The organism is Allobosea sp. P4_E12, assembly GCF_056401655.1.
This window is the reverse complement of sequence record NZ_JBFUIY010000022.1, coordinates 1-11808: the sequence shown is the minus strand read 5'-3', so window position 1 is coordinate 11808 and position 11808 is coordinate 1. Positions and strand designations below refer to the sequence as shown.

The 11808-nt window shown below is 62.1% G+C and carries 10 protein-coding genes and 1 pseudogene; 3 read left to right on the top strand and 8 right to left on the bottom strand.

What is annotated here, in order from left to right:
* Nucleotides 1–10: 10 nt before the first annotated feature.
* Together ubiU and ubiT are read right to left on the bottom strand one after the other, a co-directional pair.
* Nucleotides 11–988: a ubiquinone anaerobic biosynthesis protein UbiU gene (gene ubiU, locus AC1DW9_RS24530; protein ID WP_441508011.1), complete on the bottom strand. Its 978-nt coding sequence runs from the start codon at nt 986–988 to the stop codon at nt 11–13.
* On the bottom strand, nt 979–1512 hold the full coding sequence (gene ubiT, locus AC1DW9_RS24525) for a ubiquinone anaerobic biosynthesis accessory factor UbiT (RefSeq protein ID WP_476776819.1): 534 nt from the start codon (nt 1510–1512) through the stop codon (nt 979–981). The genes ubiU and ubiT overlap by 10 nt, the downstream gene beginning before the upstream one ends.
* A 117-nt stretch (nt 1513–1629) precedes the next feature.
* Between ubiT and AC1DW9_RS24520 the strand changes: the two genes are divergently transcribed.
* The 3 genes from AC1DW9_RS24520 (at nt 1630) to AC1DW9_RS24510 (ending at nt 4649) form a co-directional block, all read left to right on the top strand.
* Nucleotides 1630–3150, top strand: coding sequence for a UbiD family decarboxylase (locus AC1DW9_RS24520; RefSeq protein ID WP_476776830.1), 1521 nt, complete (start codon nt 1630–1632; stop codon nt 3148–3150).
* The gene (locus AC1DW9_RS24515; protein WP_441508013.1) at nt 3147–3725 is read left to right on the top strand and encodes a UbiX family flavin prenyltransferase; all 579 of its coding nucleotides are present in this window, start codon (nt 3147–3149) and stop codon (nt 3723–3725) included. The genes AC1DW9_RS24520 and AC1DW9_RS24515 overlap by 4 nt, the downstream gene beginning before the upstream one ends.
* A gap of 279 nt (nt 3726–4004) precedes the next feature.
* Complete coding sequence (locus AC1DW9_RS24510) at nt 4005–4649, top strand: RNA polymerase sigma factor (RefSeq protein ID WP_441508014.1); 645 nt, start codon at nt 4005–4007, stop codon at nt 4647–4649.
* Between the two features lie 575 nt (nt 4650–5224).
* Here AC1DW9_RS24510 and hemN read toward each other — a convergent pair.
* The 6 genes and pseudogenes from hemN to napA form a co-directional block, all read right to left on the bottom strand.
* Nucleotides 5225–6575: pseudogene (gene hemN, locus AC1DW9_RS24505) on the bottom strand (oxygen-independent coproporphyrinogen III oxidase).
* A 144-nt stretch (nt 6576–6719) separates the two neighbouring features.
* Complete coding sequence (locus AC1DW9_RS24500) at nt 6720–7523, bottom strand: DUF2189 domain-containing protein (RefSeq protein WP_476776816.1); 804 nt, start codon at nt 7521–7523, stop codon at nt 6720–6722.
* A gap of 283 nt (nt 7524–7806) precedes the next feature.
* A complete protein-coding gene (locus tag AC1DW9_RS24495) occupies nt 7807–8157 on the bottom strand; it encodes a DUF6522 family protein (protein ID WP_441509133.1) in 351 nt (116 codons plus the stop codon).
* Nucleotides 8158–8227: 70 nt separating this feature from the next.
* Entirely contained in the window at nt 8228–8941 is a 714-nt protein-coding gene (locus AC1DW9_RS24490; protein WP_476855203.1) for a cytochrome c3 family protein, read from the bottom strand.
* A 12-nt stretch (nt 8942–8953) separates the two neighbouring features.
* A complete protein-coding gene (locus tag AC1DW9_RS24485) occupies nt 8954–9454 on the bottom strand; it encodes a nitrate reductase cytochrome c-type subunit (protein ID WP_476855202.1) in 501 nt (166 codons plus the stop codon).
* The coding region (gene napA, locus AC1DW9_RS24480) for a periplasmic nitrate reductase subunit alpha (RefSeq protein ID WP_476855201.1) at nt 9427–11808 on the bottom strand (2382 nt) is incomplete at its 5' end. The genes napA and AC1DW9_RS24485, both read right to left, overlap by 28 nt.

Sequence of the window (11808 nt, the reverse complement as noted above, 5' to 3'; positions counted from 1 at the left end):
CGCGAATTCGTCAGCGCCACGTCTTGCGATAGGCTCCGACTGTGGTCGTCTGACCCTCGGTCATGCGATTCAAGCCTTGGGCCTCGATCGTTCGCCCCTCGTCGAGCGCTGCGATGGCTCGCTTAAACGAGCGCACGACCTCAGCGACATACGCGCGTCCGCGCTGGCGGCCTTCGATCTTCAATGCCGTTACGCCAGCTTTCTGAAGGCCTGGTAGCATGGTGGCGGCATCAAGGCTGACCGGCTCTTCAAAAATGTAACCAGTTCCATGCTCGGTGGCGAAGCGCCCCTTGCATAACGTCGGGTAGCCGACCGGCTCGCCCTTCTCAAAGGCGTTTATGGTGAACCCGCCGAGCCGCGAAACAGTCCGGCGGTTCACCTGCTCATAAGCAACATGGCTAGCTGGTGAGCAGACCCCTTGCATGTTCGGTGACTTGCCGGTGGCATAGGACGAGAGCGAGCAACGGCCCTCCTCCATGACGCAAAGCCCCCCGAAGACGAAGACTTCGGTTTCGCAATTTGCCTCGCGAACCACGGCTGCGATCTCTGGCACACTCAGAACCCGGGGCAGCACCACGCGGCGAACTCCGAAGCTCTCGATATAAAAGCGAATTGCATCCGCATTGGCCGCACCAGCCTGCACCGACAGGTGCAAACGCTGCTCCGGATGGCGAGTGGCGGCATAATCGAGCACTCCGACATCCGCCAGGATCAGAGCATCGGCACCGGCGGCCACGGCATCGTCCACCGCGGCGCGCCAGAGGCTGAGAGCGCCCGCCCGAGCAAAGGTGTTGATCGCCACCAGGACTTTGACCCCATGCCGATGGGCTAAGGCGATCGCCTGACGCAGCTCTTCACGGCTGAAGTTGAGGCCAGGGAAATTGCGGGCATTGGTCTCATCGCGGAATCCGCAATAAACCGCGTCGGCTCCAGCTTCGACCGCCGCTCTCAAAGCCGCGGGGGTTCCGGCCGGACAGATCAGCTCCATGATCCAGCTCCGGCCGTCCCGGTTGCGAACTGATGCCGGCTGAGGAGTTTGGCGATCCCTCGTCCGGGCAAGCCAAGCCCGGCTAGGAACTCGTTCGCGAGGTTGAGTCCGGCATCGTCTACGGCATTGCGCAATGCGAGCACGGCTTCGATATCCCCTTCGATATCGAGTTGGCGCGAGAAGAACAGTGCGTCGCCATCCAGCCGGCCTTCAGCCATCCCGACCAATGCCGACAACGGGCCGCGAATGCTCGCATCAAGTCGAGAAGGAAGGCAGCGAACGGCGGTTGCTTCGGGGCGTATCAGTTTGGGCTCCAACACGAATGCGAATGGCAGGTCGGTCGGATCGATGCCGAAGCGCTTGTTCGCGTGGCATCCCAATCGCTCGTAGAGGCCGGGATGACGTTTCCCGATGCCATATAGGAACAGAGCAAGCACGTGCTGCAGAGGCGCGAGCGGAAGCGGGCGCAAAGCCAGCGACAACAAATGGGGCAGGCTCGGGGAAGCTGTTGGGGACGATGGCATCAGGTGACCTCCGACCGGCAGAGTAGCGAGGAGTGTTCGGTTTGATCGTTGCGCCCGGACAAAGACGGCTGCGAATGGCTCAGGCGATGATCGCTCAAGAACGGAGCGCTTATCTTGCTGAACCGCCGCCACCTTCCCGCCTTTCGCCACTTACGTGGCTTCGTCGATCACCTCGAGGAGGCCGGTCAGCTTAAGCGCATCAGCGAGCCGGTCAGCGTGGTGCATGAGGTCACTGAGATTCACCGCCGCGTCCTCAGTGAGGGCGGCCCCGCCTTGCTCTTCATCCGACCGATCCGGCCCGATGGTTCTCAGGCCGAGATGCCACTGCTGACCAATCTCTTCGGCACAGTCGAGCGTGTGGCCTGGGGGCTCGGTGTCCGGCCCGAGGACTTGCCGGCCTTGGGCGAAGCGCTGGCCGAACTACGCGCGCCGCAGGCCCCCCGTGACCTTGCCGATGCCTGGCGCAAATTGCCGCTGGCGCGGGCGGCGATGACGATGCGCCCACGTCGGCAAAACGGGGCCCCTGTACAGGAACGTGTGTTCCGCGGTGACGAGATCGACCTGCGCGCCTTGCCGGCGCAGATCTGCTGGCCAGGCGAACCGGCGCCGCTACTCACCTGGCCGCTGGTCATTACAAACCCGCCCTTGCCTGAGGGCGAGAGCAATGTCGGGGTCTACCGGATGCAGGTTCTCGGCCGTGATCGGGCGATCATGCGTTGGTTGGCGCATCGCGGCGGGGCGCGTCATCATGAGCAATGGCGCCGTTTAGGTCGCGACATGCCGGTTGCCGTTGTAATCGGAGCCGATCCCGCCACCATCCTCTCCGCGGTCCTTCCGTTGCCGGAGACGGTCTCAGAACTGCGGTTTTCCGGCCTGCTGCGCGGCGAGAGGCCTGTGCTCACCCCGTGTGTGACAGTACCGCTCTCCGTTCCTGCTGAGGCCGAAATCGTGATCGAAGGCACGGTGTCGGCAAGCGATACAGCGCCCGAAGGCCCTTTTGGCGACCATACTGGCTATTATAACGCCGTCGAACCGTTCCCCGTGCTGACTGTCACCGCGGTGACCATGCGCCGCTGTCCACTCTATCTTTCCACCTTCACCGGCCGTGCCCCAGATGAACCATCGCGGATCGGCGAGGCGCTAACTCCGCTATTCCTGCCTCTGTTGCGCCGCCAATTTCCAGAGGTCGAAGATTTCTGGCTACCGCCGGAGGCCTGCTCCTATCGCATCGCAGTCGTTTCCATCAACAAGCGCTATCCGGGCCAGGCGCGCCGGCTGATGCTTGGGCTCTGGTCAATACTCCCGCAATTTACTTACACGAAGCTGCTTGTCGTAGTAGATACGGATATCGATGTCCGGGACTGGCGGGAAGTCATGTGGGCTGTCGCGACGCGCTGCGACGCCTCTCGCGACCTGGTGAAGTTGACCGATACGCCGATCGACTACCTCGATTTTGCCAGTCCCAAACCAGGGCTCGGCGGCAAGCTCGGCATAGACGCCACCAACAAGATCGGCCCTGAAACCGAAAGGGAGTGGGGTGAGGTTCTGGAGATGGATCCCGCAGTGGTCGCCCGGGTCGATGCGATCTGGGCCAGCCTCGGGCTGGATTCGCCCAGCGCAATCAAACGGGCATCATGACGAACCTCCCAGAACGCGTCGTCGTCGGAATTAGTGGCGCCTCCGGTGCCGCGATAGGGCTTCGGGTTGTCGAACTGCTGGCTGCGGCTAGGTCAGTGGAGATTCATCTCGTTGTCTCCCAGGCAGCCGAACGGACGCTCGTTCACGAAGTCGGCCCGGGGGCCTTGGAGCGTGTGCGGGGGCTGGCAACTCACTGCTACAACAACCGGAATATCGGCGCGACTATTGCGAGCGGTTCCTTCCGGACAATCGGCATGATCGTTGCGCCCTGCTCGATCCGCTCGCTCTCGGCTATTGCTTTCGGCCAGCTGGACAACCTGCTCGTCCGGGCTGCCGACGTGCAGCTAAAGGAGCGTCGCAGGCTGGTGCTTCTGGTACGCGAGAGCCCGTTGCACCTCGGTCACTTGCGAACGATGGCGCAGGTGACCGAAATCGGTGCGATCATCGCCCCGCCAGTTCCGGCATTCTATATGAAGCCCAAGTCACTCCGTGACGTAATCGATCATGTCGCCGGCCGGGCAATCGCACTGCTGGGTACCGCGAGCGGCATTGAACTGGCTGAATGGGGTGGCTGAGCCTGCAGCGGCGCTGTCGTCACGGCCGGCCAACGCCTCCCGCCCAGCCCGATTCCCACATGTCGAAACCTGGCTCCTGGCTCAGCCCGGCTCGCGCCGGCGTTGCTCCTGTTCGTTTGGGCGGGCGGCTTGGACGGTCACCTCCCTCAGCTTCGGCTCACCAGTTGATTATCCACGGGGAACCTTTTTCGGCGCGCGCCATCTGATGAATAGGAAGGAGGATTGCTCATGTCACATGCTCGAACAGGCAACCTCGACGCCGTCCTCACTGCCGACGATATGGAACTGGTTCGGCGGGCCCTCGCGCGTGACCAAGAGGCGTTTCGCACGATCATGCGGACRCATAATCAGAAACTCTACCGAATAGCCCGGGGCGTTATCCCCAATGACAGCGAAGCAGAGGACGTGGTGCAGGAGGCTTATGTCCGGGCCTTCTCCTATCTCGAAAGATATCGCGGAGAGTCGACGCTTGGCACTTGGCTGTCGCGCATCGTGATCAACGAGGCGCTGGGGCGCCTGCGCCGAAACCGGCGGGCGGTCGAGTTTGCGCAATCGAGAGATCCGGGTGTCGATGCGCGGATCATTCAGTTCCCCGGCAGCTCAGGTTGCGACGACCCGGAGCGAGCGATGGCGCAACGTCAGATCCTGCAACTTGTTGAGCGGGCGACCGACAATCTCCCCGACGTCTACCGTTTCGTCTACATGGCACGGGTGATCGAAGGTCTGAGTGTCGAGGAAACGGCGGAGTTGCTCAGCGTAAGGCCGGAGACGGTCAGGACCCGACTGCACAGGGCTCGCCTTCTCCTGCACCAGGAACTGGACGAACAGATCGGGCCCGTCTTGCTCGACGCATTTCCCTTTGCGGGCCGGCGCTGCGATCGCCTGACTACCGCCGTGATGAGGCGGCTCGGTCTTCCGGATTGATGTCCGGGAACGTCTTCGACCGCACATCGCGGCGGGACTCAAGTGAGAACTGGAACATGCCATTGAACCGATGCGTCTATCCGCGTTCGCGCGCGGGGCGGCCCTTTGTTGTGGCTGTTTGCGCCAGAGCAAAGAACCTCGCTCGACTGCTGCGATGATGTCGGTTGTGGAGAAGGGAAATGAACAGCTCTTCGCGCGAAGTCTTGCGGTTTGGTGGCGCGGCTGTGGCGGTCGCGAACGCAGTCGGGTTGCTGTTCATCTTCACGGACGCATGGCCCCATGAAGAGGCAATCAATGCAGCTCAGTCCATATCGATAGGGCCTACGCTCCTTCTGATTATCGGACTTGTTGCCCTGGCGGTCAGCCATGCGGGAGTGCGCTAAAGGCCCTCTTGTATTTTCCAGAGCGCGATTGTCAGATTCTTGGCTGCACTTGCTTGCGCTCAGGCGGCCTTGACCGCCAACTAGGCAAATGCCGGGTAAGTGTTTCCCGGATTAGAAGCAATTAAATTTGATGGGATACTTCCGGTGATAACGGCTGAGGCGGAGACCTTCGGCTGCTGACGGGCGGTTCCTTTACACGGAGCGGCTGTAACTGCGCGCCGGCTGGCCGAGATAGGCGTCGAAGACCGAGGCCACCTTGCGCACGAGCAGGCGCGAGTCCTCGGGCATCAGCACGCGGCAGCCATCGAACTGAATGACGCCCTCCTCCGCCAATTCCTGCAGCCGCGGGAAGAACTGTGCCAGTTCGTCCGGGCTTGCCTTGTGCCTGGCGCAGACGGCGCCGATATCGACCTCAAGATCGCACATTAGGCGCTCGATCAGCTCGGCGCGCAGCCGGTCGTCGGCGGAAAGCCGGAAGCCCTTGGCTGTGGCCAGCTCACCCTTCAGCACCCGCTCGGCATAGCGCCCGAGCACGACCTCGTTCTGCACATAACCGTTCTCAAAGACGGCCGATCGCTGAAGCGCCAAAACCGATGAGCGTCTCGGCGCCGTCGGTGGTGTAGCCCTGGAAATTGCGGCGTAGCGCGCGCTCCGCGCGCGCCTGCCCCATAGTATCATCCTGCAGGGCGAAATGATCGAGGCCGATGCGAATATAGCCGGCGGCGACCAACRCCTGCGCTATCGCCTCGGCCTGTTCGCGGCGCTCCAGACCGTCAGGCAAATCCTTCTCGTCAATTCTGCGCTGATGCTTTTTGAACTCAGGAACATGGGCATAACCGAAGACGGAGAAGCGCTCAGGCCGCAGTTCGACGCAGCGCTCGACTGTTTCGATGCAGGATCGAACGGTTTGCTTCGGCAGGCCGTAGATCAGGTCGAAATTCACGCCGCTGATGCCTGACGCCCTTAGGCCGGCAACGACGGCGGCGGTCTGCTCGACGCTTTGGATGCGATTGATCGCCTTCTGCACAGGCGGATCGAAGCTCTGTACGCCAAGGCTCGCCCGATTGACGCCGGCAATGCCTAAAGTCTCCATCATGGCCGCGGTCAGCCTGCGCGGATCGATCTCGACCGCGATCTCGGCTTGCGGTTGGATCGCGAAATGCTTGCGCAGCAGAGCCATCAGACCGAGGAAATCCTCCGGCGTGACGATGGTCGGCGTGCCGCCGCCAAAATGAATATGGTGGATGTGAAGCGGTGCCTGGAGCTGACTCGCGACGGTCTCGATCTCTCGGCGCAAGACCGCGAGGTAATCGACGATAGGCTGGTCGCGCAGCGCAACGGTGGTGTGGCAGCCGCAATACCAGCACATCGAACGACAGAACGGGACATGGAGGTAGAGCGAGGCCTTCGCGGTTGGCGCGAGATCCCCGAGCCAGTCGCCATAGCTTTGCGCGCCAACCCCATTCGTGAAGTGCGGCGCCGTTGGATAACTCGTATATCGGGGCAGCCGTTCGTCGAGATATCGCGCCCGATCATCCCTCACGTTGTGCTCTCCTGACTTGCCAAGGACCGTTCGTTGGCAGCACTCTAGAGCACTTACGAAGGACGTCTTTGACGTATCACAAGCTCAGGCGTTTCCTTGAAATGCCGGGATGCGCAGGCCCCTAAGCACGTCACCGCGAAAGCCCTATGATGCGATCGCGCGATACGCATACCAGGTCCCGTGCCCCAGCAGCGGGAACAAGACAATCAGGCCGAGCAGCCCAGTTGCCAGGCTCAGCATAAGCAGCCCGAGGACGACCCCACCCCAGACCAGCATCACTGGCAGGTTATTCCAGACCAGCGCCATGCTTGCGCCCATCGCGGTTAAGGCGTCGACACGTCTGTCCAGCTGAATCGGGAGGCCGAAGACGCTGATGGCAAAGGAGAAAGCAGCAAACAGAATTCCGACCGCGCCACCAACCAGAACCAGCGCCCAGCCAATACGGGTCGTGAATAGCATTGGTGCGATGAGGTCGAATCCCGGAAGTGGGCGTAACACCAAGATTAGCAGACTCAGAAGGACACCGGTGAACAGGACCTGCCCACCAAGTGCCGGTTTCACGAAGATCATCTGCGGCAAGCCAACCCGGTCCCCCATCGCCAGGCGGCGGCTCTTCTCATAGAGGCCGACGGCGAGAAGCGGACCGACAATCATGAAGCCTGCCAAAACCGGAACTAGAACGTAGTACCCACCGAAAGCGACGAAGCCGGCGATGACGCCGAGCGCCACCAGGAAAACCAGGAAACCATAGATCAGGCTCGGCACCGGGTTATCGATGAGGTCGCTCCAGCCAGCGGCGAGCCAATCGAAGGCGGCCGAGGGCGGAACAGCGTGGCTCCACTCGTTGGCGGTCAGTTCGGGAGCGCGGAGATCGAGCTTGCTCTTGCCGTCGCCGCCGCGACATGCGGGACAACTCCCCAGGTAAACGGTCTTGCCTGTGGTGAGCATGCTGTCGCGGCCAAGGGCCTGCATTTTCGGAGTGCGGCTTTCGCCGTTCTCTACGCTTGCATCAGCGCCTCGGGTAGGCCATCCCAAGGCAGGGACGGCGCAATCAGATCCAGATACGCATCCGCAGCATGACCCAGGGTGTAAGTGCCGCTGAAGAACGCGCGACAGATCCCCCACATGATCGCAATCAGTTTCGGATCGGCTTAAATCTGCGCGAAAGCGGTCGCCTACGACTGCCGTGTCCTGGTTCAATCCGCCGCGGTGATGCAAGCCGAACATCGCGTTACCCGCCGGCCGGCAGAACAGGGTCTAATACCGGATCGGCCAGATTTCCGATGGCGTCTTGGCTCCCTGCAGCCCGAACGTTTATCCATGTTCCGCTTGCGCGCAGATAGCGTAATTCTTCGCTCTCGATTTGGCCCTCCGGTCCCAGCACCGCTTGCCAGATGCGGTTGCCACAACGCAGTGCAAGCCGACATCGACCGGCATCCTCGCCAATCCCAACCTCGACGCGACTATGGACCAAGCCGCGGCGCATGAGTTGTCGCATCGCCGAATTCGACATGCCGAGGCGCCCCGACAGCACCGCAGCGTCCATCGTTATGTCGCCCGCATCATCTCGAACGATTTGCACGGTTCGATTCCTTCCCAGGGACACTCCTCTAAAATAGGGCACGGCCTAAAGATGCGGTTTATGAGTGACTTCAGCGCGTCTCGATGCTGGCGAGATAGGCGCGCAATTCCCGCTCGGGCCCATGCCATGAGGCGCTGCCCTTGCCCTGGAGCTCGGGGGCTTCCTTCCAGCCGGGCTCGATACCGGTCATGTCGGGCAGGAGATGGGCGATGCCCTTGTGGCAGTCGATGCAGGTCTTCTCCTTCGGAATCAGGAAGCGGCTGTGGATCTCGGCTGCCCGGCGCGTCTGCTTGGTGAAGTCCATCGCGACGGTGGAATGGCAGTTCCGGCATTCCAGCGAGTCGTTTGCCTTCAGCCGCGCCCATTCATGCTTGGCGAGCTCCAGCCGGTGGTCGAGGAATTTCTGGCGTGTCGAGATRGTGCCGAAGATCTTGCCCCAGACCTCCTTCGAGGCCTGCATCTTGCGGGCGATCTTGTGGGTCCATTCATGGGGGACATGGCAATCGGGGCARCTGGCCCGCACGCCYGARCGGTTCGAGAAATGAACCGTCTGGGTCAGCTCCTGATAGACGTTGTCGCGCATCTCGTGACAGGAGGTGCAGAATTTCTCGGTGTTGGTGACCTCSAGCGCCGTRTTGAAMSCKCCCCAGAASATGACGCCGCAGATGAAGCCGCCGAGCGTCAGGAAMCCCAGGGASAGATAGGYGCTKGGYCGGCTGATGAYCCGCCAGAACCAGACGACCCGGTCCCAGAGGCGAAGGAACACCGTCTTCAGCTTRCCCATGTCGGCGCCCCGTTACCGYTTSCGGCCAATCGTRTTYGCRTCCTGRAACKKRTTCGGCACCARCGTGCGGGCGTCGGTTTGCTGAACATGGCAGGCGGTGCAGAAATAGCGCCGYGGSGTCACGTCCGAGAGCACCTGTCCGTCCCGGTCCTGGAAATGGGTGAYGCTGATCATCGGGGCGCCGGAGCCCTCGGTGAACTCCCGCTTGTGGCAATCCATGCAGCGGTTGGTGTTCAGCGTCAGYTGATAGCCGTCGATCGAATGCGGAATGATCGGCGGCTGTTCCGGGTAGTTCCGCATGCGCCTGACGTCGTCGACGATCGGGCGGTCGAGCGGTGGAATGGGATGGATAGATAGCAGTGGGGTAGCACCCGTTAGGCGCGGGATGATTCTGATTGGCCCCCCATCCTGGGAGGAGGCGCCAATGGTGAGGACGATAAGTGCTGCCAGCGCAGCCCCGAGGACGGTCCAGGAGCGCATCAGGCTCAGACCGCTACGATCTTGACCGCGCATTTCTTGAAATCCGTCTGTTTGGAGATGGGATCCGTCGCGTCGAGAGTGGTCTTGTTGATGAGCTGGCTGGCGTCGAACCAGGGAACGAAGACGACGCCCTGGGGCATGCGATTGCGCCCGCGCGTCTCGACCCGGGTCTGCATCTCACCACGGCGGGAGATCAACCGGATCTCTGCCCCCTGGTTGAGCCCGCGCTTGCGGGCATCGTCCGGGTGCATGAAGCAGCGCGCGCCGGGAAAAGCCTTGAAGAGCTCCGGCACGCGCATCGTCATCGAGCCTGAATGCCAGTGTTCGAGCACGCGTCCGGTCACCAGCCAAAGATCGTACTCATTGTCCGGTGATTCCGCCGGCGGTTCGTAGGGCGCGGCAATAATCTTCGCCCTACCATCCGGATTGCCGTAGAACTCGAAGCCCTTTCCCGGTTTGACATAGGGATCGAGACCCTCGCGGTAGCGCCAGAGCGTCTCCTTGCCGTTGACCACCGGCCAGCGCAGGCCGCGCACCTCGTGATAGGTGTCGTAGGGCGCAAGATCGTGGCCGTGCCCACGGCCGAACGTGGCATATTCCTCGAACAGCCCTTTCTGGACATAGAAGCCGAAATCCCTGGCCTCGAAATTGTCATAGGCCGGGTTAATCTCGGTTGTGGCGAAGCTGTCGACATGGCCGTTGCGGAACAGCACGTCGAACAGGGTCTTTCCGCGATAGTTCGGATTTGCGCTCAGCAGCTCGGCCGGCCAGACCTCGTCGGTGGTGAAGCGCTTCGAGAACTCCATCAGCTGCCAGAGGTCGGAGCGGGCGTCGCCCGGAGCCTTGACCAGCTGGTGCCAGACATGGGTGCGGCGCTCGGCATTGCCATAGGCGCCTTCCTTCTCGACCCACATCGCGGCGGGCAGGATGAGGTCGGCGGCCATGGCCGTCACGGTCGGGTAGGCATCCGAGACGACGATGAAGTTCTCGGGGTTGCGGTAGCCCGGATAGGTCTCGTTGCTGCTGTTCGGCGCCGCCTGCAGGTTGTTGTTCACCTGGATCCAGTAGAAATTGAGCTTGCCGTCCTTGAGCATGCGGTCCTGTTCGACCGCGTGGTAACCGGGCTTTTCCGGAATCGTCCCGGCCGGGATCCGCCAGATCTCCTCGGCATGCTTGCGGTGCTCCGGATTGGTTACGACCATATCGGCCGGCAGACGGTGGGCGAAGGTGCCGACCTCCCGCGCCGTGCCGCAGGCGGAGGGCTGCCCGGTCAGCGAGAAGGGGCTGTTTCCGGGCTCCGAGATCTTCCCGGTCAGCAGATGCAGGTTGTAAACGAGCTGGTTCGCCCAGACGCCGCGGACATGTTGGTTGAAGCCCATTGTCCAAAGCGACATCACCTTGCGCTTCGGATCGGCATAGAGCTCGGCGAGTTGCTGCAGGAAGCCGGGCTCGACGCCGGTGAGCTCCGACACCTTCTCCAGCGTGTAGTCCTTGACGGAAGCCGCATAGAGCTCGAAATCGATCGGCGAGGTCGCACCGACATCGGCCGCCTTCCTGGCCTTGACCTCGCGCGGATCGTCGGGGCGCAGCCCGTAGCCGATATCGGTTGCAGCTTTGACGAAGCTGGTGTGCTTGCCGACGAAGTCCTGGTTCACGCGGCCGGTCGTGATGATGTGATTGGCGATGTAGTTGAGGATTGCCAGATCGGTGCCCGGCTTGAAGATGATCGGGATATCGGCGAGGTCCGAGCTGCGATGGGTGAAGGTCGAGAGCACGGCGACCTTGACATGCGGATGGCCCAGCCTTCGATCAGCGACGCGCGTCCACAGGATCGGGTGCATCTCCGCCATGTTCGAGCCCCAGAGCACGAAGGCATCTGTGGCCTCGAAATCGTCATAGCAGCCCATCGGCTCGTCCATGCCGAAGGTCCGCATGAAGGCGTATGCCGCGGAGGCCATGCAGTGGCGGGCATTGGGGTCGAGATTGTTCGATCGAAAGCCGGCGCGCATCAGCTTGGTCGCGGCATAGCCTTCGAATATCGTCCACTGGCCGGAGCCGAACATGCCGACCGCGGTCGGCCCCTTCTCCTTCAGCACGCGCTTGGCCTGCGCAGCCATGACGTCGAAAGCCTCATCCCAGGAGACCGGCGTGAACTCGCCGTCCTTGGCGTAGACGCCGCCCTTCTTGCGCAGCAGAGGCTGCGTCAGCCGGTCCGCGCCGTACATGATCTTCGAGAGGAAATAGCCCTTGACGCAGTTCAGGYCGCGATTGACCTCGGCCTTCATGTCGCCATGGGTGGCGATGACCTTGCCTTCCTTGACGCCGACCATCACGCCGCACCCCGTGCCGCAGAAGCGGCAGGGCGCCTTCGACCAGGTGATCTCCAG

Bases quoted from the DNA above. Each gene is read 5' to 3' on its own strand.
- ubiU (WP_441508011.1), bottom strand. From the start codon at position 988: ATGGAGCTGATCTGTCCGGCCGGAACCCCCGCGGCTTTGAGAGCGGCG.
- AC1DW9_RS24500 (WP_476776816.1), bottom strand. From the start codon at position 7,523: ATGCTCACCACAGGCAAGACCGTTTACCTGGGGAGTTGTCCCGCATGT.
- AC1DW9_RS24515 (WP_441508013.1), top strand. From the start codon at position 3,147: ATGACGAACCTCCCAGAACGCGTCGTCGTCGGAATTAGTGGCGCCTCC.
- ubiT (WP_476776819.1), bottom strand. From the start codon at position 1,512: ATGCCATCGTCCCCAACAGCTTCCCCGAGCCTGCCCCATTTGTTGTCG.